This is a genomic window from Sphingomonas quercus, from assembly GCF_018863195.1.
Classification (GTDB): domain Bacteria; phylum Pseudomonadota; class Alphaproteobacteria; order Sphingomonadales; family Sphingomonadaceae; genus Solisphingomonas; species Solisphingomonas quercus.
Genome location: NZ_JAHKRT010000004.1, coordinates 145,615 through 168,522 on the forward strand (window position 1 = coordinate 145,615; position 22,908 = coordinate 168,522).

Sequence of the window (22,908 nt, forward strand, 5' to 3'; positions counted from 1 at the left end):
ATGAGCCTCGGCCCCCGCCTCGACCTGCGCCAGTCGCAGGCGCTGGTGATGACGCCTCAGCTCCAGCAGGCGATCAAGCTGCTGGCGCTGTCCAACCTCGAGGTGGAAGGCTTCATCGCCGAGGAGATCGAGCGCAACCCGCTGCTCGAGGCCGGCAATGACGACCGCCCCGATCCGGCCGATCGCGACGGCGGCGGGCCGGGCGAGCGCGACAGCGGCGGCGAGGACGGCAGCGAGGCGCCGGACTGGGAGCCGGAGCCGGCCGGGGCCGACCAGCTCGTCAGCGGCGGCGACGGCATCGGCGATGGCCCGCTCGACGTCGATTACAGCGCGGAGACCTTCCACCACGACAGCGCCATCGATCAGCCGGACGGCGGCCGTGGCATGGATGGCGGCCTGTCCTCCACGGGCGCGGCGGCAAGCGGCGAGGCGCCCGATCTGGACGCGATGGCCGCGGCCGCCATGTCCCTCCAGGAGCATCTGATGGCGCAGGCCGGCGCCACCTTCTCCGGCCTCGACCTGCTCATCGCGGAACATCTTATCGATCAGATCGACGAGGCCGGCTACCTCACCGCCAGCCTGCCCGAACTCGCGGCGCGGCTGAACGTACCGCCGGCTCGGGTGGAAGCGGTGCTGACCGGCATCCAGCGCTTCGATCCGACCGGAGTCGGCGCGCGCGGCCTCGCCGAGTGCCTCGCCATCCAGGCGCGCGAGGTGGATCGCTACGATCCGTGCATGGCGCGGTTGATCGCCAACCTCGATCTGCTCGCGCGCGGCGCGCTGCCGCAGCTGCGCCGGTTGTGCGGCGTCGACGAGGAGGACCTCGCCGACATGATCCGGGAGCTGCGCAATTACGATCCCAAGCCCGGCCTGCGCATCGGCGCCTCGTCGCCCGCCGCGGTGGTGCCGGATCTGTTCGTCGCCCGCACGCGCAGCGGGTGGGCGATCGAGCTCAACGCGGCGACGCTGCCGCGTGTGCTCGTCAACCGCAGCTATTATGCCGAGCTGGCCTCCGGCTCGCAGGATCGCGGCTCCAAGGCGTGGCTCGCCGATTGCCTGGCTTCGGCGAACTGGCTGATCAAGGCGTTGGATCAGCGCGCCCGCACGATCATGAAGGTCGCCACCGAGCTGGTGAAGCAGCAGGAGGCATTCTTCGCCCATGGCGTCGAGCATCTCCGCCCGTTGACCCTGAAGGCCGTTGCCGACGCCATCAGCATGCACGAATCGACGGTGAGCCGGGTCACGTCGAACAAATATCTGTCGTGCGAGCGTGGCCTGTTCGAGCTCAAATATTTCTTCACCAGCGGCGTTGCCTCCGGCGACGGCGATGCCGTGTCCGCCGAGGCGGTGAAGAGCCACATCGCCAGGCTGATCGCCGAGGAGCCGCCCAACGCGATCCTCTCCGACGATGCGCTGGTCGACCTGCTCAAGGCGCGCGGGTTCGACATCGCCCGCCGCACTGTCGCCAAATATCGCGAGGCGATCGGGCTCGGCTCTTCGGTCCAGCGCCGCCGCCAGAAGACGCTGTCCGGGCAGGGCTGACAGGCCCGGACGCGGCCTGTCCCAATTCCGGGCAGGGGGGAAATTGGTTTCGCATCCGGAACGTCTTTCTGCCAGTGCAAGCCCATGGAAACGGGCGATATCTCCTGGCTGACCAGCCTTGCCGCGCGCGAACTGCTGTTGTTCGCGGCGGCCGGCTTCCTGATCGGCGGGCTGGATGAGCTGGCCGTCGACCTGATCTGGATCTGCCGGACCACCCGCCGCCGCTGGTTCATGCGACACAGGCGCGCCTGCGCGGCAACCATCGCCCCGCCGCGCCAGCCAGGGCGAATCGCCGTGTTCATCCCCGCCTGGGACGAGGCGACGGTGATCGGCGCCATGCTGCGCACCACGCTGAGCCGGTTCGGTGACGGCGACTTCCGGCTCTATGTCGGCTGCTATCCGAACGATCCGGCGACGACCGGCGTGGTCGCCGCGCTGGCGGCGCAGTCCACGCTATTGAGGCTGGTCGTGTGCGGCCGGCCCGGCCCGACCACCAAGGCCGATTGCCTCAATCACCTCTGGCGGGCGCTTCTCGCCGACGAGGCGAAGGACGGCGTGCGCGCCAAGGCGATCGTGCTGCACGATGCAGAAGACGTCGTCCATTCCGCCGAGCTGCGCATCTTCGATCGCCTGATCGAGCGGCGCGACCTCATCCAGCTGCCCGTGCTGCCGATGCTCGACCCGCGCTCGCGCTGGATCGCGGGCCATTATGCAGACGCCTTTGCCGAAGCGCACAGCAAGACGATGGTGGTGCGCGAGGCGGTCGGCGCGGCGCTGCCCTCCGCGGGCGTCGGCTGCGCCTTCTCCCGCCGGGCGATGGACTGGGTGGCCGCCGCCAATCACGGCCGGCCGTTCGACGAGCGCAGCCTCACCGAGGATTATGAGCTGGGCTTGCGCATCCACGAGGCCGGTGGCCGGGCAGCGTTCGTGCGCCTGCCCGGCATCGGCAGACGCGGCACGGTGGCGGTGCGCGAGCATTTCCCCGGCACGCTCGACGCCGCCGTGCGTCAAAAGGCGCGGTGGATGGCCGGGATTGCGCTGAATGGCTGGGACCGGCTCGGCTGGCGGGGCGGACTGGCCGAGCGCTGGATGCGGCTGCGCGACCGGCGCGCGCCACTCGCGGCGGTGGTGCTGGCGGCGGGCTATGCCGCGCTGCTGCTATGGGGCCTGTGTCTGGCGCTGGGCATCCGGCCTTTGCCGATCGGCCCGGGGTGGCGGCTGGTGCTTGCGGTCAATGTCGCGATGCTCGGCTGGCGGATGGCGGCGCGCTTCGCCTTCGTCCGGCTGGCCTATGGCTGGGCCGAGGCCGCGCGGGCGATGCCGCGCATGATCGTCGGCAACATCATCGACATGATCGCGGCGCGGCGCGCGGTGCGCGACTATCTGCGCGCGCGCCGCGACGGCATGGTCCGCTGGGAAAAGACCGATCATCACTTCCCGCAATTGGTGCCGGACGAATGAGGGTCACGCCGCTACGCTTCCTCACCGCGGTGATCATCCTGTGGATGGGCGGCCGGGTGTTCGCGCTGTTCCCCACGGCCCCGCGCCTCCAGGCGCCGCCCCATGTCCCGCACGCGCCGCTCCGCCTCGCCGCCGCCACCGCGCCCACCTCGCCCGTTGCTTCGCCGCGACCCTTGCCGCCGCGCGCGCGACAGGCGGCAAGCGCGCCCGCGACTCTGGCCGCGGCCCCGCTGGCGATCCGGGAGGCGACGAGGGCCGCGACCACCGAAGCGCCACCCCCACCGCCGCTGCCGCCGTCACCACCAGCGCCACCGCAGACGAGCGTCGAAGCGCCGGTGGCGCCGGCCCCGATCCCGCCGACGCCGGCCGGATGGGCTCACGCCCGCATCAGCGGCGAGGCCTATCTCTTCCTTCGCGACGGCGCGGGCGCGGGGCTGGCGCCCGGCACGCAGCTCGGCGGCGGACAGGCGTTCGCGCGACTCAGCTACGCGATCGGCAGCGTCGCGGCGACGGCGCGGGCCTCGCGCGCCTTGCATGGCAAGGGGGCGGAGGCCGCGCTGGGCCTGCGCTGGGCGCCGCTCGCCGGTCGGGGATTAAGCCTGTCGGCCGAGCGGCGCGTCGCGCTCGACGCCGCCGGTCGCGACGCCTGGTCGATCTTCGCGGCCGGCGGCATAGATGAGGCGCGAATCGGCCCGCTCAGGCTCGACGCCTATGCCCAGATCGGCGTGGTCGGCATACGGCATCGGGACGGCTTCGCCGACGGGGCGGTGCGCCTCGGCATGGCGACGGGGGCGGCGCGGATCGGCGCCGGCCTGTGGGGCGCGGCCCAGCCCGGCGCCGCCCGCCTCGACATCGGCCCGCAGGCGACGCTGCGCCTGTCCGACGGGGTCACCGCCGCGCTCGACGGCCGCCTCCGCATCGCGGGCGGTGCCACGCCGGGCAACAGCCTCGCCCTTACCCTCGCCACGGCGTTCTAGCTCCACTGGCGCGGCGATCCGCGCCCTCGCCGCTCTTGGGTTCGGACCCTGAATCGTCTAGCCCTTGGGGCGCATGGACATCTATCTCCCCATTGCCGGCCTTTCGGTCAACATGCTGGTGATTGTCGGCATGGGCGTGGTGGTCGGGCTGTTGTCCGGGCTGTTCGGCGTCGGCGGCGGCTTTCTGACGACGCCGCTGCTGATCTTCTACGGCATCCCGCCGGCGGTGGCGGTGGCGTCGGCGAGCACGCAGGTCACCGGCGCCAGCGTGTCCGGCGTCTTCGCCCATATGCGGCGCGGCGGCGTCGATTTCCGGATGGGCGCGGTGCTGGTGGTCGGCGGCATCCTGGGTGCGGGGCTGGGCGCGGTGCTGTTTCGCCTGCTGCAGGCCTCCGGCCAGATCGATACGGTGATCGGGCTGATCTACGTGCTGCTGCTCGGCACGATCGGCGGCATGATGGCCAATGAATCGATCCGCGCGATCCTGGCCATCCGCCGCGGACAGGCGCCCCGGCACGGCATGCGGCGGCACAATCCGCTGATCGCAGCCCTGCCGATGCGCTGGCGTTTCTATCGCTCCGGCCTCTACATCTCACCACTCGCGCCGCTGCTGCTCGGCATCGCCACCGGCGTGCTGACGGTGCTGCTCGGCGTCGGTGGCGGCTTCGTAATCGTCCCGGCGATGATCTATCTGCTCGGCATGGCGACGAGCGTGGTGGTCGGCACCTCGCTGTTCCAGATCCTGTTCGTCACCGCCGCGACGACGATGATCCACGCCACCACCACCCGCGCCGTCGACATCGTGCTCGGCATGCTGCTGCTGCTCGGATCGGTGACGGGAGCCCAGATCGGCGCCCATTTCGCGCAGCGGATCAAGCCGGAATGGCTGCGGCTGATGCTGGCCCTGATCGTGCTGGCGGTGGCGTTGCGCATGGCGCTCGGCCTCGGCTGGCGGCCGGAGGAGATCTACACGGTGCAGCCGGCGTGAGGGCGCGGGCGATCGCGCTGATCGCGCCGCTGCTGATCGGCGCCGCGCCCTCGCCGGAGCTGGTGCCGGACGTGTCGGAGCGGGCGATCGAGATCCGCTACAGCTTCACGGGCGCGGAGCTGCTGCTGTTCGGCGCGATCGTCTACCCGGGCGGGCGCCGGCCGCGCGAGCAGGTCGACATCGCGGTGGTGCTGAAGGGGCCGACCGAATCGATCGTGCTGCGCGAGAAGCGCAAGGTCGCAGGCATCTGGGTGAACGCCGATTCCACGCGCTTCCGCTCGGCGCCCGGCTATTATGCGGTGGCCTCGTCGCGGCCGATCCGCGAGATGATCGACGATCGCACCGCCGCGATCTACGAGCTTGGCCTCGACAATATCCAGATGTCCCCGGCGAGTGGCGCCGAGATCGGCGATCAGCGCCGCTTCCAGGCGGGTCTTGTCGACCTGCGGCGCCGCACCGGCCTCTATCTGGAGGATCCGCGCGGCGTCGAGATCAGCGAGGGCGTGCTCTATCGCGCGCGCATCCGCATCCCGGCGCGGGTGCCGGTCGGCAAATATACCGCCGAGACCTTCCTGATCGAGGACGGGCAGGTGGTTGCCGCGGCGGTGCGGCCGGTGGACATCGACAAATCCGGTTTCGAGCGGTTCGTGACGATCGCGGCGCAGCGCTGGTCCGTGGTTTACGGGCTGAGCGCGGTGGCGATGTCGCTGGTGCTCGGCTGGGCGGGCGCGGCCTTGTTCCGGCGTCGGGGAACCTAGTCGCCGGCGGCTTCCGCCGCGCTCGCCTTGGCCGCGGACTTCGTCTCGCCGCCACCGATGCGGGTGGCGAGCAGGCCGGACAGGCGCGCCTTGAAGCGGGCGAGCTCGCCGCCGGCCAGCCGCAGCGTCGTCTGGAACTTCATCGTCGCCGGGTTGATCGCCACGCCGCCCTTGTAGACCTCGTAATGGAGGTGCGGGCCGGTGGAGAGGCCGGTGGAGCCGACATAGCCGATCACCTGCCCCATGCGGACATGCTGGCCGGGCCTGGCGACGATGCGGCTCATATGGGCATAGGCGGTGGCCATGCCGTCGGCATGTCCGATCATCACATAATTGCCGTGGCCGCCATGCCAGCCGGCGAACTTCACCAGCCCGTCGGTGGCGGCATAGATCGGCGCGCCCATCGGCGCCCCGATGTCCATGCCCTTGTGCATGCGGCTGAACTTGAGCAGCGGGTGGCGGCGCATGCCGAAGCTGGAGGTGGTGTGGCCGCCGGTGACCGGCATCTTCATCGCACCCTTGGTCTCGCCGGTGCCCGTCGCGTCGAACCAGCTTTCGCGGCCGTCGGCATCATTCCATTTCATCATGCGCAGCGTCGTCTTGCCGCGGTCGAGCCCGGCCATGAGGATGCCGCCGGTCTCGACCTCGCCGGTAGCGGCGCGGCGCTGGGCGACGATCAGGTCGAAACGCGAATCGGCGCCGATTGCGTTCATGCTGACGCGGCTGGCGAGCGCCTTGATATAAGCCTCCACCGCGCCGGCCGGCGCACCGGCGGCGCGCGCGGCGCGATAGAGCGAGCTGCCCACCCGGCCCTGCACGCGCAGCGGCGTGTTATCCACCGCGATCGGCATCTTGCGCAGTGCGAGCGCGCCATTCTCCCGCTCGATGCCGAGGCGCATGTCGAAGGCGGCGCGGAAGGCGAGGTGATCGAGCGGCCGCGCGACATTCTTGTTCGGGCGCCGGCCAAGGGTCAGCTCGACGCGGGTGCCCGGCTTGACCTGGCCGAGCGCGACGGCGCCGGAGACCATTTTGACCACGGCATTGGCCTCGTCGGCGGAGACGCCGACCCGCTCCAGCGTGCGGGCGAAGCCATCGCCGCGGCCGAGCGTGGCGGTGAGGTCGATCGACGGCCGCTCGGGCGTGTCGGCCAGCGGCTCGACGGCGCGCGTCGCGCCGGCGCGCCGGCCGGTGTCCGCGCCATAGGCGAGCGGGGCGATGCCGTCAGCGCGCATCTCCTGATATTGCGCCTCGCCCAGCGTCGCGCCGCCGGGCATCTCCAGCGCCGGCAGGCCGGGCGCGAAGGACAGGGCGGCGCCACACAGGCCCAGGCAGGTGGCGAAGCCCCGCCACCACGTCCGGCTGCCGATATCGGCGCCGAGATCGACGAGCAGGTCGAAATCGTCGAGCCTGGCGCGGAGCGGCCGCGCCGGCGCCGGCGCCGTGCCGTTATGGAATTGGGGCAGCATCTCGCGCAGGCTGAGCGCCGCCGTGGCGGCCGGCCCCTGCTGGGCAATGCTGATGTCCTGCTTCCGGAACAAGGCCGGCCCCTTTTTCGCAAACGCTCCCGCCGGGCTCTGGTCATCGGCCCGCGAGGCTCGAGGACTGTGGACAATGGATGTTAAAGTCAATTTAAGCCGGTCGTGGCGAGTACAGAACTGCGCCGAACCGTGCTTGCCAAGCGATTGATTCCTCGCGAGTCGCCCGGTCGGCGACAGTTTTGCACGTCGGCGCGCTTGCGCCTGCGCGCGTGAGACCCGATGTTGACGGCCATGGAGAGCTTCGCGCGTTCATCCGTGAAGGCGGTGCTCGGGCCGACCAACACCGGCAAGACGCATCTCGCGATCGAGCGCCTGTGCGGCCATGCGTCGGGCATGATCGGCTTTCCGCTGCGCCTGCTGGCGCGCGAGGTCTATGAGCGCGTCGTCGCGATCAAGGGGCCCAGCGAAGTCGCCCTCATCACCGGCGAGGAGAAGATCCTGCCGGAAAAGGCGCGCTGGTTCCTGTGCACCGCCGAGTCGATGCCGCTGGATCGCGACCTTTCCTTCGTCGCGCTGGACGAGGCGCAGCTGGGCAGCGATCCCGAGCGCGGCCATGTCTTCACCGACCGGCTGCTGCGCGCGCGCGGCCGCGACGAGACGATGATCCTCGGCTCGGACGCGCTGCGCCCGATGCTGGCCAGGCTCGTTCCCGGCATCGAGATCGTGTCACGGCCGCGCTTCTCGACCTTGAGCTATGCCGGGCCGAAGAAACTGTCGCGGCTGCCCAAGCGCTCGGTCGTCGTCGCCTTCTCGGCCGAGGAGGTCTACGCCGTGGCCGAGATGCTGCGGCGGCTGCGCGGCGGCTCTGCGGTGGTGATGGGCGCGCTCAGCCCGCGTACCCGCAATGCGCAGGTCGCCATGTATCAGGCCGGCGAGGTCGACTATCTGGTCGCCACCGACGCGATCGGCATGGGCCTCAACATGGACGTGGCGCATGTCGCCTTCGCATCCCTGCGCAAGTTCGACGGCAGGCGCCAGCGCCGGCTGACCGTCGCCGAAATGGCGCAGATCGCCGGCCGCGCCGGCCGCCACCAGCGCGACGGTACCTTCGGCACGCTCGGCCTGGAGGGCGGCGGCGGGCCGGTGCTGGAGCCGGAGGAGGTGGCGGCCATCGAAGGGCATCATTTCCCACCGCTCGATCATCTCTACTGGCGCGACGGGCTGCCGGACACGCGCTCGATCGACAGCCTCATCGCCGCGCTGGAGCGTCGGCCCGAGCAGCAGGTGCTGCGCGCCGCGCCCGAGGCGATCGACCTCGCCGTGCTCAAGCGGCTGGCCGGCGAGCCGTGGGTGACGGAGCGCACGCGCGGCCGGGTATTGGTCGAGCGGCTCTGGTCGGCGTGCGGCCTGCCCGATTTCCGCAAGACCGGCGCCGAGACTCACTCGCGGCTTGTCGGCCGGCTCTACGGCCATCTTTCGACAGGCTCGGGCCACGTCCCGGACCGCTGGTTCGCCGAGGAGATCGCCCGCCTCGACTCGGTGCAGGGCGACGTCGAGACGCTGGCCGATCGTATCGCGGCGGCGCGTACCTGGTCCTATATCGCCCACCGCGCCGACTGGCTGGCCGATCCGGCCCATTGGGCGGAGCGGACCCGCGCGCTCGAGGAGAAGCTTTCCGACGCGCTGCACGACCGGCTGACCCAGCGCTTCGTCGACCGGCGCACCACCGTGCTGATGCGCGACCTCGCCGCACGCGGACCGGAGGCGCTGCCGGTGGCGGTGGCCGGGGATGGCGAGGTGTCGGTTGGCGGCGAGGCGATCGGCCGGCTGTCCGGCTTCCGCTTCGTCGCCGACGATCGCGCCCGTCATGCCGATCTCAAGCGGCTGATGGCCGCTGCCGAGCGGCGCCTCGCGCCCGAGCGCGCGCGGCGTGCCGAGGCGCTGGCCGCCGATCCGGACGAGGCCTTCGCGCTCGTCACCGATGCGGGGCGACCGGTGGCGATCTTCTGGCGCGGCGAGGTGGTGGCGCGGCTGGCCAAGGGGCGCACCCTGCTGGCGCCGGCGGTCACGCTGCACCGCAGCCTCGATGCGCTGACCCTGGCCGATCGCGAGACGGTGTCGGCGCGGCTCCGGCGCTGGCTCGACGAGGGCATGGCGCGCCATCTCCGCCCGCTGCCGCGCATCGCCGCCGCCGCGCAGGATGCGGCGACGCCGGCGACACTGCGCGCGTTGCTGGCGCCTCTGGTGGACGCCGGCGGGATCATCGACCGGGAGCTGCTGGCCACCGCCCTTGCCGCACTCGACCGGGAGCAGCGTCGCGCCGCCACCAGGCTCGGGATCAAGATCGGCGCGCTCGACGTCTTCGCCGAACCGCTGCTCAAGCCGGAGGCGATGCGCTGGCGCATGGCGCTGATCGCGGCGCGCGCCGGCAGCGATGCGGTGCCGCTGCCGCCGCCCGGCGCGGTCGTGCTGGAGGCGGGTCCGTTCGCGGGGGCGGGCTATCGCGCGCTCGGCACGCAGATGTTGCGCGTCGATCTCGTCGAGCGGCTGGCCCGGCAGGCCCATGACGCACGCGAAGGACGCCGGCCGTTCGTGCCCGATCCGGCGCTGGCCACCTCGCTCGGGCTGAAGTCCGGCTCCGTGGAACGGCTGATGCGCGCGCTCGGCTTCCACAGTGTCGCCGGCATGGGCGGCTGGACGTGGCGCGGCCGCCGCGAAAGCCGCGATCGACCAATGCCCAAGCCGCGCCATGCCGCCTTCGGGGCGCTCGGTGCGTTGTTCCTGGCTGATGGCTGAAGGCATCCGGCTCGATCTGTTCCTGTGGTTCGCGCGACTGGCGAAAACCCGGGGCGTCGCCCAGGCGATCATCGCCGAGGGTCATCTCCGCCTCGACGGCCGCGCGACCGATCGTGCCCATGCCACGGTGCGCGTGGGCAGCGTGCTCGCCTTGCCGCTTCACGGGCGGGTGCGGGTGTTCCGGGTGCTGGCCCTGCCGGCGCGGCGGGGTCCGGCCAGCGAGGCGCAGGCGCTTTATGCCGATCTCTCTCCACCGCGAGCGGTTGACGAGTCCGCGCCCGGGGGCATAGGGCAGCCGGCGAACAGCTCACCAGATCACGAAGGCCCCGCGCCATGACTTATGTCGTCACCGACGCCTGCATCCGCTGCAAATATATGGATTGCGTGGAAGTGTGCCCGGTGGACTGCTTCTACGAAGGCGACAACATGCTCGTCATCAACCCGTCGGAGTGCATCGACTGCGGCGTGTGCGAGCCGGAATGCCCGGCCGAGGCGATCCTGCCGGACACGGAGGGGGGCCTCGAAAAGTGGATGGAGCTGAACACCACTTTCTCGGCGCAATGGCCGAACATCACCCGCAAGCGCGAAGCGCCTGCTGACGCCGACGAGTGGAAGGGCGTCTCCGGCAAATATGAAGCGCATTTCTCGCCGGAGCCCGGCCAGGGCGACTGAAACCGGTTTGCCGCGCGCCGATGGGCGCAAATGGCCGCTAAGCTCCTACCGCGTCGCTGGATTTAGCGCGATTCTTGTGCTATAAGCCCGCGCAAAGACGGATGCGTGACGCATTCGCCAAGAAGGACCTAGTGGGCCGTGCCGTTGCTAATGGCCATCGGATCGTCTTTCCCCGACGTCCGACGGACCTGATGGATGGGGCATCGCCGTTTCTCATGAAAGGTACATCATGGCTGCAAAGGCGCTGAGCTTCGTTGTCGGCGATTACGTCGTCTATCCCAAGCATGGGGTGGGGCGCGTGATCGAACTGCAGAGCCAGGAAATCGCCGGTGCCAAGCTCGAGCTCTATGTCCTGCGCTTCGAGAAGGAGCGGATGACGCTCCGCGTGCCGACCAACAAGGCCGAGAGCGTCGGCATGCGCAAGCTGTCGTCCAACGTGACGATGAACGAGGCTCTTGCCACGCTCAAGGGCAAGCCGAAGATCAAGCGCACCATGTGGTCCCGCCGGGCCCAGGAATATGAGGCGAAGATCAACTCCGGCGATCTCGTTTCGATCGCCGAGGTGGTGCGCGACCTGTTCCGCGCCGAGGATCAGCCCGAGCAGAGCTATTCCGAGCGGCAGATCTTCGAAGCCGCCTGCAGCCGGCTGGCCCGCGAACTCGCGGCGATGGAGCAGGTCGACGAGCCGACCGCGCAGGAGAAGATCCTCGATATCCTCCGCAAGGCGGCGGCGATCTACAACAAGTGATCCTTCGGGCGTTCGCGCCCACCGGACGAGAAAAAAGGGCGGTCCTGCGGGGCCGCCCTTTTTCGTGCGGCTTGCACCCTGCTGCGCAATACCGTATTACATCACCAACACAGTGACGGAGGCAAGGACATGCTGAGGATCACATCCGCCCTGGCCATGGCCGTGCTCGTCACCGGCTGCAACGGCCGCGACGCGGATGGGGGCACCCAGGCCAGCCGCGATTTCCCGCTCGCCGGCTTCAACGAGATCGCCGCAAGCGGTATCGCCGATGTCGAGGTCCATACCGGCGCTCCTTTCCATGTGCAGGCAGTGGGCACCGAAGACGCCCTCGACAATCTGCGCCTGAAGGTTTCCGACGGGCAGCTCGCCATCGGCAACAAATCGGGTTCGATGCTTGGCTGGCTGTTCGGCCGCAGGCAGGGCCGCGTCCATGTCCGCGTGACGATGCCGGAAATCAGCGCCGCGAACCTCAGCGGGGCCGGCAACATCGTCATCGACCGCGTCGCCGGCGACCGCTTCGAGGGCGCCATCGCCGGATCGGGACATATCCGCATCAACGCGATCCAGGCGGGCACGGCCCGCTTCGCGATCGCCGGCGCCGGCGACTATGAGGCGGTCGGCAGCGTGCAGCGGCTCAGCGTGGCGATGAGCGGCGCCGGCAATCTTCGCGCCCCGGAGCTGACCGCAGGCGATGTCGACCTGTCGATCTCCGGTGTCGGCAACCTCAGGATGCGCGCCACCGGCAAGGTGACGGGCCATGTCAGCGGCGTCGGCAATGTCGAGATCGCCGGCACCCAGGATTGCAGCATCAAGCGCAGTGGAGTGGGAACCATCAAATGCGGAGCCTGATCTTTTTCGCCGTCGCGGCTGCGGCCGCCGCTACGCCGGCGCTCAGCGCCGAGCGCAGCTTCAACGTCGCCGGCTTCGACCGGGTGCGATCGACCGGGCCGTTCGACGTGCAGGTCCGCGTCGGCGGCGGCTTCGCGGTGCGCGCCAGCGGCCCGCAGGAGGTGCTCGATCGTCTGGAGATCGTCAACGAGGGTGGCCAGCTGGTCATCCGAACCGACCGTCGCGACGGGTCCAACTGGCGCGGCTGGTTCGGCCGGGGCGAGCGGACGTTGGTGACGGTGAGCCTGCCGGCCCTGAACGGCGTGGCGCTCACCGGCTCGGGCAATGTCAGCGTCGATCACAGCCGCGGCCGGGTCTTTGCCGCCAGCCTCGCCGGCTCCGGTGATCTGACGCTGGGCAGCCTGCAGGCCGAAAACGCCTCGCTGGAGCTGACCGGCTCGGGCAACCTCACCGTCGCCGGCAATGTCGGCGCCGCCAAGGCCAGCGCGCGCGGCTCGGGTGACATCCGCGCCGGTGCGTTGCGCGCCGATACGGCGGCGGTGGCGCTGGTCGGATCGGGCAATATCGAGCTCGCCGCCCAGCGCAGCGCCGCCGTCACCCTCAATGGATCGGGCGACGTCACCATCTCGGGACCGGCGCGCTGCAACATCGCCAAGCACGGTTCCGGCGCGGTGCGCTGCCGGGGCTGATCCGCGCCGACTGCCACCGCCATTGCGCCGACGCGGGCGCGTCCTATGATCCGGTCATGCTATTCGGATCGCGCTTCGTCCTGTCGACGTGCCTCGCGGCTTGCCTGTCGGGCATGGCCGGCGGGGCGATGGCGCGACCGCGCGCGCTGCCCAGCCAGCCAAGTGCATGGCGGACGCTGGCCACGGCCGCCGACCGCGAGCGGCTGCGTGGCTGGCGCGATGCCTGGGGCAAGGCGCTGGCCGCGGCCCGCGCCTCCGGTCATGGCGCGGAGCTGGCCGCCGGCGGCGCGCTGTTCAATCCCGACGCCGCCCTGCCCGGCCCCGAGCCGCAGCCCGGCACCTATCGCTGCCGGGTGACGAAGCTCGGCGCGCAATCGCCCGGCCTGCTCGATTACGCAGCCTATCCGCCGTTCACCTGCACCATCGCGCGCGAGGGGGACGTGCTGAGCTTCGCCAAGAATGACGGGGTGCAGCGGCCCGCCGGCTTGCTGCTTCCCGGCGACGGGCAACGCATGATCTTCCTCGGCACGATGATGCTGTCCGACGAGCGCCAGGCGCGGGATTACGGCACCGATCCCGAGCGTGACATGATCGGCGCGTTCGAGCGACTGGGTCCGGCTCGCTGGCGGCTGGTACTGCCCTATCCGCGCTGGGAATCGCTGCTCGACGTCATCGAGCTCGTCCCCGCCGGCTGACCGGCGGCGGGCGAAGGCCCCGTCTCAGCTCAGCCGGTCGACCAGATGCAGCGCGAGGCCGACCAGTCCGCCGACCAGCGTGCCGTTGATGCGGATATATTGCAGATCGCGGCCAACCGCCGCTTCAAGCCGGCTCGTCACCGTGCGCGCGTCCCAGCTGCGCACCGTATCCGACACCAGCCGCACGATGCCCCCGCCATAGGCCGAAACGGCACCGACCGTGGCGCGCCGCGCGAACTGGTTGATGCCGGCCTTGAGCCGCGCATCCTGCTCCAGCGTAGCGCCGAGCTGCCGCAGCGCCTCGCCGAACCGACCGGCCAGCGCCGCCTCCGGATCGCGGGTGGCGCGGATCAGGCCGGCGCGGGCCTGTTCCCACAGGCGCGACAGCCAGCCCGTCACCGCCGGATTGGCGAGCATGTCGGCCTTGAAAGCCATCACTTTCGCGCGCGTCTCCGGATCATTCTGGAGATCGTCCGCGAGGCTGACCAGCGCCTGCTCGATGCGCTGCCGCAGCGGATGACGCGGATCGTCGGCCATCTCGCCGAGCAGACGATAAAGCGCGGTGAGGATGCGGTTGGACAGCGTTTCGTCCAGCCCCGTCCAGCGCAGGATCGAACCCGAGCGCTCATGCACCATCTCGCGGATCATCGGCTCGTTGGCGACCAGCGTCTGTCCGGTCCACTGAATCGCGGCGTCGAGCAGGGGCACATGGCGCTGCTCGGTGATGGCGGCGCCGAGCATCTGGCCGATCAGCGGCGCGGCATCGAGCTTTTCCAGCCGGCTGGCGACGGCGGTGCGGACCATGCCGCCCAACCGCTCCTGATCGAGAGATTCGAGGAGGTGGGCGACCATGCGCGAGGCGCCGCGACGCAGCCGCCCCTCGCCCGCCGGATTGGCCAGGAAGCGCCCGGCCGCCCCGGCCACGTCAAGGCCGCGCATGCGCCGTGCCACCACCCTCGGCACCAAGAAATTGTCGCGCAGGAATGAGGCGAGCGTATCGCCGATGCGATCCTTGTTGCGCGGGATGATCGCGGTGTGGGGGATCGGCAGGCCCAGCGGGTGGCGAAACAGCGCGGTCACCGCGAACCAGTCCGCGAGCCCGCCGACCATGGCCGCCTCGGCAAAGGCGCGGACATAGCCCCAGGCGAGGTGGCGCGGCTCCAGCGTGCGCGCGGCGGCGTAGAGCGCCGCCATCGCCACCAGCATCAGCGTCGCGAGGAGGCGCATGCGCTGGGCGCCGTTCTGCCGGACCGCCGGGGCGGGGCTCAGCATCGCGCCTGTCCTTCGATCATCCGCGGCATTGCGGGCATGATGGCAGGCGCGGCGGCTTCGCGCCAGTTCTGCGGAAAGACGAAGCAGGCGGCCGGTTCATGCCTCGACAAAGGCATGAACCGGCCGAAAGGTTCATTCCGCCGGCTGGGGGAGCACCGCCGGGTCGCCGCCATGGCCCCGCTCGCCGCCATTGGTGAGGGCGCGGCCGAGGCGTGGCCCCATCCACTTCTCGATCCCGTCGGCGAGGCTGAACGCCGCCGGCACGATCAGCAGGGTGAGCAGGGTCGACAGCAGCAGGCCGCCGATCACCGTCACCGCCATCGGCTGGTTCCACGATCCATCGGCGTCGAGGGACAGCGCCGTCGGCATCATGCCGGCGATCATCGCCACGGTGGTCATCACGATCGGCTGGGCGCGCTTGTGGCCGGCATCCATGATCGCCTCGTAGGAGGGCACGCCCTTGCGCATTTCCTCGATGGCGAAATCGATGAGCAGGATCGAGTTCTTGGCGACGATGCCGAGCAGCATCAGCAGGCCGATCAGCACCGGCAGCGACACCGCCATGCCGGCCAGATGCAGCGCCACCGCGCCACCCAGCGGCGCCAGCAGCAGCGAGCCCAGATTCACGAACGGCGGCATAACCCGGCGATAGAGCAGGATCAGCACCGCCAGCACCAGCATCACGCCAGCGAACACGGCGATGACGAAGTTGGTGATCATCTCCTCCTGCCATTTGGCGTCGCCCGAGGCGGCGTAATGGACGCCGGCCGGCAGGCTCTTCATCGCCGGCAGATCGAGCACCTTGGCGCGCTGCTCGCCGGCGACGGCACCGGGGGCGAGATCGGCGCCGATGACGATGCGGCGCTCCTGCATATAGCGGCTGATCACCGACGGGCCGGCGCCGAAGCCGATATCGGCGACGACGCGCAACGGCACGGTCGTGCCGCGCGCGGTCGGCACCGGCAGGTTCTGGATGGTGGCCAGGCTGCGGCGGCTATCCTCGTCCAGGGCGACGCGGATCGGGATCTGCCGATCCGACAGCGAGAATTTCGCGACGTTCTGGTCGATGTCGCCGAGCGTGGCGATGCGGATCGTCTGGCTGAGCGACGCCGTGGTCACGCCGAGGTCGGCGGCGAGATCGAGGCGCGGGCGGATGACGATCTCCGGCCGCGGCAGATCGCCGTCGACGCGCGGCGCGCGGATGCCGGGCAGCCGCTTCATCTCCTCGACGACCTTCTGCGCGGCGGCGTTGAGCGCGGCGGGATCGTCGCCCGCCAGCATCACGTTGACGTCGCGCCCGCCACCCGGCCCGCCGCCATTCTGCGACTGGAAGTTGATGCGCGCGTCGGGGATCTGGTTGAGCAGGGGCGCGGTCTCCCGCTCGAATTGCACGGAGGTGCGCGGCCGATCCGCCTTCAGCATCAGGAACACCGTCGCCGAGCCGACATTGACGTTCTGGATGACGGTGGCGACCTCGGGCTGGCCGCGCAGCACGTCGGCGACGTGATCGGCCACCGCCTCGGTCTGCTCGAGCGTCGCGCCGGGGGCCAGCTTCACGTTGACGCGGCTATAGTCGACGTTCAGCTCCGGCTGGAAGGTGAACGGCAAGGTGGCATAGCCGGCGATGGTGGCGAGGAAGGCCAGCACGCCGATGCCCATCGTCTTCCAGCGATTGGCCAGCGTCCAGCGCAGCACGGCCATGTAGAAATCCATGCCGCGGCCGCCGCCATGCTCGGCATGTCCGTGCGCCTTCAGGAAATAGGCCGCGACCATCGGCGTGATGAGACGCGCGACGGCGAGGCTCATCAGCACCGCCACGACCACGGTGAAGCCGAAATTCTTGAAGAACTGGCCGGCGATGCCCGGCATCAGCGCCACCGGCATGAACACCGCCACGATCGAGAAGGTCGTCGCCACCACCGCGAGGCCGATCTCGTCGGCGGCGTCGATCGACGCCTGCCACGCGGATTTGCCCATGCGCATGTGGCGGACGATATTCTCGATCTCCACGATCGCGTCATCGACCAGCACGCCCGCCACCAGGCTGAGCGCGAGCAGGGTCATGAAGTTGAGCGTGAAGCCCATCAGGCTCATGATCCAGAAGGTCGGGATCGCCGACAGCGGGATGGCCAGCGCCGAGATCAGCGTCGCGCGCCAGTCACGCAGGAACAGGCCGACGACGATGACGGCAAGCACCGCGCCCTCGATCATCGAGCGCATCGCGGCGTGATACTGGTCGATCGTGTACTTCACGTTGGTGAAGCGCGGCACGAAGTGGATCTTGGGATTTTCCTTCTCGAGATCCTTCAGCGCCTTCAGCGTCTCTTCGTAGAGGGCGACGTCCGATGCGCCGCGCGCGCGCAGGATGCCGAAGCTGACGACGCGCTTGCCGTCCTGCTTGGAGAAGCTGCGCTGCTCGCCATAAAGGTCGCGCACGTCGGCGATGTCGGCCAGCTTCACGAAATTGCCGTTGCCGAGCGCGATCTGCGTCTGGCCGAGCGTATAGGCGTCCTCGGCATTGGCGAGCACGCGCAGCGACTGCTCGGAGCCCGCGACCTCGGTGCGGCCGCCGGCGGCGTTGAGGTTCATCTGGCGCAGCTGCTGGTTGACCTGCACCGCCGTCACCCCCAGCGCCTGCATGCGCGCGGGATTGAGGATGACGCGAATCTCGCGATCCACGCTGCCGTTGACGTTGACGCTCTGCATCCCCGAAATGCCGAGCAGCCGGCGCGAGACGACGTTCTTCACGAACCAGGACAGCTGTTCCATCGTCATGTCGGTCCCCTCGACCGAGAAATTGGCGATGGAATCATTGTTGATGATGACGCGCTGGACGCGCGGCTCGATGATGCCGTCCGGCAGCTGGGAGCGGATCTGCGAGATGGCGTCGCGCACGTCGGTGACGGCGCGGTCGACCGGCGTCTCCATGGAGAATTGCACGAAGGTGCCGCTCGACCCCTCCTCGACGGTGGACTGGATCTCGTCGACGCCCTCCAGGCTGCGCACGGCGGCCTCGACGCGCTGCGTCACCTGCGTCTCCAGCTCGCTCGGCGCGGCGCCGGGCTGGGAGACCTGCACATAGACGGCGGGGAAGGTGATCTCCGGATTCTGGTTCACCTGCATCCGCATGAACGAGATCATGCCGGCGAGCGTCAGCGCGGCGAACAGCACGATCGCCGGCACCGGATTGCGGATCGACCAGGCGGAGATGTTGCGGAAGTTCATCGGACTGTTCCTTCGCGCCTGGGGCTCAGCGCGCCGTGTCGGCGGCGCGGGCGGCAGGCTTGGTCACCGGCAGCACCCGATCGCCCGGATTGAGGAAGGCGCCGGCCGACTCTACCACCCGCTCGTCGCCGGACAGGCCCTTGGTGATGGTGACACCCTTGTCGTTGACGTCGCCGACGGTCACGGCGCGCCGCTCGACACGGTCGTCGCTGCCGACGAGGAACACGAAATTGCCGGTCTGGTCGCTCATCACCGCCGATTCCGGCAGCATCGGCGCGACACCCGCCGCGCCCGTCACCACCGCCGAGGCGAAGCCGCCCGGGCGCAGCGCCGGATCATAGCTGACGGCGATGCGCGCCGTGCCCTGACGGCTGGTGGAATCGATCACCGGCGCCATCTGCCAGATCTCGCCCTTGAAGCCCTTGCTGTCGCCCACCGGCGTCACCACCGCCGGCGAACCGACATGGAGACGGGCGAGGTCGCCCTCCGCCAGCCGCGCCTGCATCTCGAGCTGCCCGTCCATGGCGATGCGAAACAGGGCGCCGGAGCTTGGCATGACGATCTGGCCCGGCTCGACCATGCGCGCCAGCACCAGCCCGCTGGTCGGCGCGCGGATATCGAGGCGGCCGAGCCGCGCGCTCATCTCCCCCAGCTGGGCCTCGGCCAGCTTGACGCGGGCATTGGCGGCATCGCGGGTCGCCGTTTTCTGGTCAATCGTCGCCTGGGTGACGAAGCCGTTGGCGACCAGCTTCTGCGAGCGCTCCAGATCAATCTGGGCAAGGCGCGCATCGGCCTTGGCGGACGCGACCTGCGCGCTCATCTGCGCCGTCTGCTGGACCTGCACCTGGCGATCGACGATGGCCAGCACCTGACCGGCCTTCACCCAGTCCCCGGCATCGACCAGCACGCGGCGCACCAGCCCGCCCTCACCGGCCACGCCGACCGGCATGTCGCGCTTGGCGGCGATGACCCCGGTGGTGGCGATGCTGGTGGTGACCGCCTGCCGGCCGGGCACGAGCACGGTGATGTGCGGCAGGGCGGCGGGCGGCGCCTCGGGCGCGCCACCGCGGCTCTTCAGCATGACCGCCAGCGCGCCAGCGACCAGCACCGCCACGATCACGAGGATGATGACCAGCCGGCGCCGGTCGGGGGCTTCCGTGTCCACGCCGTCGCCGTCCACGGAGGCGGGCCGGCGCCCGACGAAGCCACGCTCCAGATTCATCACGCTGCGCCCTCTACCCTCGAATTCCCTCCCGGAAGACCGGGACCACCTGGCACTGTATTAGCGGAATAAGTCACCCGGCACAAGAGCCGGGCCTTGCATGCGGGCCATGTCGGCCACATGAGTGGGCAGGAGTTATTTTGCGTGAGATGACATCATGGAACGTGCCCTGCTGGCCTGGATCGCCATCGGCATCGTCATCGGCGTGGCGGCGCACCGTCTGCTGTTCAAGCGCAACCCTGGCGGACTGATCGTCACCGTGCTGCTCGGCATGGCCGGGGCGCTGTTTGCCGGTTTCCTCGGCCGGGTGACCGAGCTCTATGCGCCCGGCCGGCCGGCCAGCCTGTCGGTCGCGGCAGCCGGCGCGCTGGCGACGCTGCTCGCCTACCGCGCGATCCTGCGCCGCCGTTCCTGAACGGCAGGCGCGATCGCGATTAAGGGGCGATGCAGCCGCACTCCGTCATCTGCATCGCAACATCAATTTGCGACTTCAACAGGAGGAAGCCCATGCCGAGCCTCGTTGCTCCATCCATCCTCGCGCTCGCGGCCGTCGCCGCCGGCGCGACCGCGGCCGCCGCGCAACCGGCCATGCCGCCCGTCGGCACCCATTTGACGGTGCGCGCCGAAGGTCAGGTGAACCGCGTGCCGGACGTCGCCACCATTTCGGCCGGCGTCGTCACCCAGGCGCAGACCGCCGACGCCGCCATGGCCGAGAATGCCCGGCGCATGGCTGCAGCCACCGCCGCGCTGCGCAAGGCCGGGCTTGCCGACCGCGACATCCGCACGGCCTCGATCAGCCTTCAGCCGCAATATCGCTATGCCAATAATCAGCCGCCGGTGCTGACCGGTTATCAGGCGAGCAACCAGCTGTCGGTGCGCTTCCGCGATGTGACGCGGGCGGGCGCGATCCTCGACGCGCTGGTCGCCCAGGGCATCAACCAGATCAACGGCCCCGATTTCACCGTCGATCAGCCCGAGACGGCGCTGGACGAGGCGCGCGCCGACGCGGTGCGCATCGCACGCGCCCGGGCAGAGGTCTATGCCAGGGCGGCGGGGCTGAGCGTGGCGCGGATCGTCGCGATCGACGAGGGCGGCGACGCACTCCCGCCGGTGCGTCCGGTGATGATGATGGCGCGCGCCGCGGCGCCGCAAGCGGCCGATACCGCGATCGAGCCCGGCGAGCAGAAGCTGTCGGTCACCGTCACGGTAAGCTTCGAGCTGAAATAGGAGTTCGGGCCGCGCCTTCAGGGGCGCGGCCCATCCTCTCCAAGCCGTGGATCAGATTTTAGCGAACCGTGCCGCGACGGACCAGGTTGACGATCGCCAGCAGGACGATAGCACCCAGCAGCGACACCAGGAACGAATACAGCGTCAGCGGCGCATTGTTGATCGAACCGCCCGACAGGATCAGGCCACCGATAAAAGCGCCGACGATGCCGACCACAACGTTGAGCAGAACGCCCTGCTGTGCATCCGTGCGCATCACAATGCTGGCAAGCCAGCCGATGACACCGCCGATGATAAGCCACAGAATGATACCCATGCCGTTTCCTCCTCACCTTCGACGCGGCGGCAAATTGTCGTCCGCATCCCTGCGACGTTGATACGCATCAGGAACGGTTAGGTTGCGTGACTTGATGGATTCCTGTTTCGGCGTGACGAATGCGGCGCCTGCCGGCACCGCATCTCCGGGGGCGTTCAGTAGCGCTGTTGCCGCTCGTACAATGACTTGTAATGCTGGATGCGGGTGACGCGCAGGCCGGGCATTCCCGAGCGGTCGATGGCACGCTGCCATCCGGCGAATTCCTCGATGGTGAGACCGTAGCGGTCGCAGACCTCGTCGACGGTCAACAGCCCGCCATTGACCGCGGCCACGACCTCGGCCTTGCGCCTCACGACCCAGCGGGTCGTCGACGGATGCGGCAAGGAATCGATGCTGAGCGGCTCGCCGAGCGGCCCGATTACCTGTGCCGGCCTGATCTTCTGGTGTTCAATCATACTACCTCACCCGCGGGTCACCGACCCCCATCGGCACCCCATCGCAGCAAGGATATCCGCAAGGAGTTGAAGGATCGCTAAAATGCAAAGGTGAATGGCTTCCCGGCGTCATGGCTCGGTTCGACGGGCCGCGAGCCGCCCATCGCGCGGGCCGCGCCCTGGTGGAAACTGCCCGTCGGCACCGCCCCGCCAAACGGCGGCTCGACCGGCCGCCGCGCCGTTTCCGGCGTCGCGAGCGGAGCCCTCGGCAGCTCGGCGCCCAGTTCGCGGCGCAGCCGCTCATGCTCCTGCGCGGGCGCGGGCTGCTGCAAGGCGGGCGGCGAATGGGGTGGAAACGGCAGGTCCATGGTTATCCGGTTTTTTTGATTGTTCTTACGCCCTCATAGGAAGATTTTTGCCTGGACCGGCGCGACCCTGTATGTGCGCGGCCGTCATGGATGGTGATTTCCAGCTTGCACCGGGGGCCCGCCGCATCGTCGTCGCCATGTCCGGCGGCGTCGACAGCTCGGTGGTGGCGGCCCTCGCCAGGGCCTCCGGCGCCGAGACGATCGGCGTCACGCTGCAGCTTTACGACCACGGCGCCGCCGTCGGGCGCACCGGCAGCTGCTGCGCGGGCCGCGACATCCGCGACGCCAGGGCCGTCGCCGACCGGCTCGGCATCGCGCATTATGTGTTCGATTATGAGACGCGCTTCCGCGACAGCGTCATCGATCGCTTCGCGGACGAATATGCCGCCGGCCGCACCCCGATCCCGTGCGTGCGCTGCAATCAGGGCGTGAAGTTCACCGATCTGTTCGCGCTGGCCCGGGATCTCGGCGCGGACTGCCTCGCCACCGGCCATTATGTGCGCCGCGTCGTCGGTGCGGCGGGCGCGGAACTGCACCGCGCCGTCGATCCGGCGCGCGACCAGAGCTATTTCCTGTTCGCCACCACTCAGCCGCAGCTCGATTTTCTGCGCTTCCCACTGGGCGGGATGGAAAAGGCGCGGGTCCGCGCCATCGCCGCCGAGCTCGATCTCGCCGTCGCCGCCAAGCCGGACAGCCAGGACATCTGCTTCGTGCCGGACGGCGATTATGCCCGCGTCGTCCGCGCCGTCCGCCCCGAAGCCGGCGAGCCGGGCGACATCGTCGATCGCGCCGGCCGCGTGCTCGGCCGCCACCGCGGCATCATCCACTACACGGTCGGCCAGCGGCGCGGACTGGAGATCGGCGGCACGGCGGCGCCGCTCTACGTCATCGGCATCGACGCCCCCGCCCGCCGCGTCGTCGTCGGCCCGCGCGAGGCGCTGGCGGTGCGCGCCGCGAGGCTGGACGAGCTGAACTGGCTGGGCGGCGAGCATTCCGGCCCACTCACCGCGAAGGTGCGTTCGATGGCAAAGCCGGTGGCCGCCCGGCTGGACGGCAACACCTTGCACTTCGATGCGCCGGAATATGGCGTGGCGCCGGGGCAGGCGGCGGTGCTCTACGCCGACGACCGGGTGCTCGGCGGCGGCTGGATCACGGAAACGCTGCCGGCCGAGGCGGCGCTGGCGGCGTGAG

Annotated in this window: 22 protein-coding genes; 15 read left to right on the forward strand and 7 right to left on the reverse strand. The window is 69.8% G+C overall.

The features are described from left to right. From rpoN to KOF26_RS09115, 5 genes are all read left to right on the forward strand, one after another. Positions 1-1,542: an RNA polymerase factor sigma-54 gene (gene rpoN / locus KOF26_RS09095; protein WP_216323502.1), complete on the forward strand. Its 1,542-nt coding sequence runs from the start codon at positions 1-3 to the stop codon at positions 1,540-1,542. Between the two features lie 84 nt (positions 1,543-1,626). Beyond that, on the forward strand, positions 1,627-3,003 hold the full coding sequence (locus tag KOF26_RS09100) for a glycosyl transferase family protein (protein ID WP_216323505.1): 1,377 nt from the start codon (positions 1,627-1,629) through the stop codon (positions 3,001-3,003). Then, positions 3,000-3,980 (forward strand): hypothetical protein, encoded by a 981-nt coding sequence (locus KOF26_RS09105; protein WP_216323508.1) that lies wholly within the window; start codon positions 3,000-3,002, stop codon positions 3,978-3,980. The genes KOF26_RS09100 and KOF26_RS09105 overlap by 4 nt, the downstream gene beginning before the upstream one ends. Before the next feature lie 73 nt (positions 3,981-4,053). Further along, positions 4,054-4,968 (forward strand): sulfite exporter TauE/SafE family protein, encoded by a 915-nt coding sequence (locus KOF26_RS09110; RefSeq protein WP_216323511.1) that lies wholly within the window; start codon positions 4,054-4,056, stop codon positions 4,966-4,968. Next, a complete protein-coding gene (locus KOF26_RS09115) occupies positions 4,965-5,726 on the forward strand; it encodes a TIGR02186 family protein (protein ID WP_363182153.1) in 762 nt (253 codons plus the stop codon). Before KOF26_RS09110 ends, KOF26_RS09115 begins: the two co-directional genes overlap by 4 nt. Here KOF26_RS09115 and KOF26_RS09120 read toward each other — a convergent pair. Beyond that, positions 5,723-7,264: a M23 family metallopeptidase gene (locus KOF26_RS09120; RefSeq protein WP_253201293.1), complete on the reverse strand. Its 1,542-nt coding sequence runs from the start codon at positions 7,262-7,264 to the stop codon at positions 5,723-5,725. The two genes, KOF26_RS09115 and KOF26_RS09120, sit on opposite strands and share 4 nt — an antisense overlap. Positions 7,265-7,495: 231 nt before the next feature. Here KOF26_RS09120 and KOF26_RS09125 point away from each other — a divergent pair, with 231 nt between their 5' ends. The 7 genes from KOF26_RS09125 to KOF26_RS09155 all read left to right on the forward strand — a co-directional run bounded on the left by KOF26_RS09125 (position 7,496) and on the right by KOF26_RS09155 (position 13,653). Beyond that, positions 7,496-10,000: a helicase-related protein gene (locus KOF26_RS09125; protein WP_216323515.1), complete on the forward strand. Its 2,505-nt coding sequence runs from the start codon at positions 7,496-7,498 to the stop codon at positions 9,998-10,000. After that, positions 9,993-10,337 (forward strand): RNA-binding S4 domain-containing protein, encoded by a 345-nt coding sequence (locus KOF26_RS09130; protein ID WP_216323519.1) that lies wholly within the window; start codon positions 9,993-9,995, stop codon positions 10,335-10,337. The genes KOF26_RS09125 and KOF26_RS09130 overlap by 8 nt, the downstream gene beginning before the upstream one ends. Further along, positions 10,334-10,672: a ferredoxin FdxA gene (gene fdxA, locus KOF26_RS09135; RefSeq protein WP_216323522.1), complete on the forward strand. Its 339-nt coding sequence runs from the start codon at positions 10,334-10,336 to the stop codon at positions 10,670-10,672. The genes KOF26_RS09130 and fdxA overlap by 4 nt, the downstream gene beginning before the upstream one ends. A 229-nt stretch (positions 10,673-10,901) precedes the next feature. Beyond that, positions 10,902-11,420, forward strand: a complete 519-nt coding sequence (locus tag KOF26_RS09140) for a CarD family transcriptional regulator (protein ID WP_216323525.1) — start codon at positions 10,902-10,904, stop codon at positions 11,418-11,420. A gap of 129 nt (positions 11,421-11,549) precedes the next feature. Further along, complete coding sequence (locus KOF26_RS09145) at positions 11,550-12,269, forward strand: head GIN domain-containing protein (RefSeq protein ID WP_216323528.1); 720 nt, start codon at positions 11,550-11,552, stop codon at positions 12,267-12,269. After that, positions 12,257-12,958: a head GIN domain-containing protein gene (locus KOF26_RS09150; protein ID WP_216323531.1), complete on the forward strand. Its 702-nt coding sequence runs from the start codon at positions 12,257-12,259 to the stop codon at positions 12,956-12,958. Before KOF26_RS09145 ends, KOF26_RS09150 begins: the two co-directional genes overlap by 13 nt. A gap of 56 nt (positions 12,959-13,014) precedes the next feature. Further along, positions 13,015-13,653, forward strand: coding sequence for a DUF4893 domain-containing protein (locus tag KOF26_RS09155; protein WP_253201294.1), 639 nt, complete (start codon positions 13,015-13,017; stop codon positions 13,651-13,653). Between the two features lie 24 nt (positions 13,654-13,677). Here the strand turns inward: KOF26_RS09155 and KOF26_RS09160 are convergent, their stop codons facing one another. The 3 genes from KOF26_RS09160 to KOF26_RS09170 all read right to left on the reverse strand — a co-directional run bounded on the left by KOF26_RS09160 (position 13,678) and on the right by KOF26_RS09170 (position 19,372). Then, positions 13,678-14,925, reverse strand: coding sequence for a DUF445 domain-containing protein (locus tag KOF26_RS09160; RefSeq protein ID WP_253201295.1), 1,248 nt, complete (start codon positions 14,923-14,925; stop codon positions 13,678-13,680). A gap of 132 nt (positions 14,926-15,057) precedes the next feature. Further along, complete coding sequence (locus KOF26_RS09165; protein ID WP_216323534.1) at positions 15,058-18,150, reverse strand: efflux RND transporter permease subunit; 3,093 nt, start codon at positions 18,148-18,150, stop codon at positions 15,058-15,060. Positions 18,151-18,175: 25 nt separating this feature from the next. After that, positions 18,176-19,372: an efflux RND transporter periplasmic adaptor subunit gene (locus KOF26_RS09170; RefSeq protein WP_216323537.1), complete on the reverse strand. Its 1,197-nt coding sequence runs from the start codon at positions 19,370-19,372 to the stop codon at positions 18,176-18,178. Between the two features lie 157 nt (positions 19,373-19,529). On the opposite strand from KOF26_RS09170, the gene KOF26_RS09175 reads away from it, so the two are divergent. Beyond that, positions 19,530-19,787: a GlsB/YeaQ/YmgE family stress response membrane protein gene (locus tag KOF26_RS09175; RefSeq protein WP_216323540.1), complete on the forward strand. Its 258-nt coding sequence runs from the start codon at positions 19,530-19,532 to the stop codon at positions 19,785-19,787. A 92-nt stretch (positions 19,788-19,879) separates the two neighbouring features. Further along, positions 19,880-20,599: an SIMPL domain-containing protein gene (locus KOF26_RS09180; protein WP_216323543.1), complete on the forward strand. Its 720-nt coding sequence runs from the start codon at positions 19,880-19,882 to the stop codon at positions 20,597-20,599. A 58-nt stretch (positions 20,600-20,657) separates the two neighbouring features. Here KOF26_RS09180 and KOF26_RS09185 read toward each other — a convergent pair whose 3' ends face one another. The 3 genes from KOF26_RS09185 to KOF26_RS09195 all read right to left on the reverse strand — a co-directional run bounded on the left by KOF26_RS09185 (position 20,658) and on the right by KOF26_RS09195 (position 21,717). Continuing rightward, positions 20,658-20,915: a GlsB/YeaQ/YmgE family stress response membrane protein gene (locus KOF26_RS09185; RefSeq protein ID WP_216323546.1), complete on the reverse strand. Its 258-nt coding sequence runs from the start codon at positions 20,913-20,915 to the stop codon at positions 20,658-20,660. Between the two features lie 155 nt (positions 20,916-21,070). Next, a complete protein-coding gene (gene sciP, locus KOF26_RS09190) occupies positions 21,071-21,370 on the reverse strand; it encodes a CtrA inhibitor SciP (RefSeq protein WP_216323549.1) in 300 nt (99 codons plus the stop codon). 77 nt (positions 21,371-21,447) lie between these two features. Further along, positions 21,448-21,717 carry a hypothetical protein gene (locus KOF26_RS09195; RefSeq protein ID WP_216323552.1) on the reverse strand — a complete coding sequence of 90 codons (270 nt, stop codon included), beginning with the start codon at positions 21,715-21,717 and terminating at the stop codon, positions 21,448-21,450. 86 nt (positions 21,718-21,803) lie between these two features. On the opposite strand from KOF26_RS09195, the gene mnmA reads away from it, so the two are divergent. Next, positions 21,804-22,907, forward strand: coding sequence for a tRNA 2-thiouridine(34) synthase MnmA (gene mnmA / locus KOF26_RS09200; RefSeq protein WP_216324060.1), 1,104 nt, complete (start codon positions 21,804-21,806; stop codon positions 22,905-22,907). Position 22,908 lies beyond the last annotated feature (1 nt).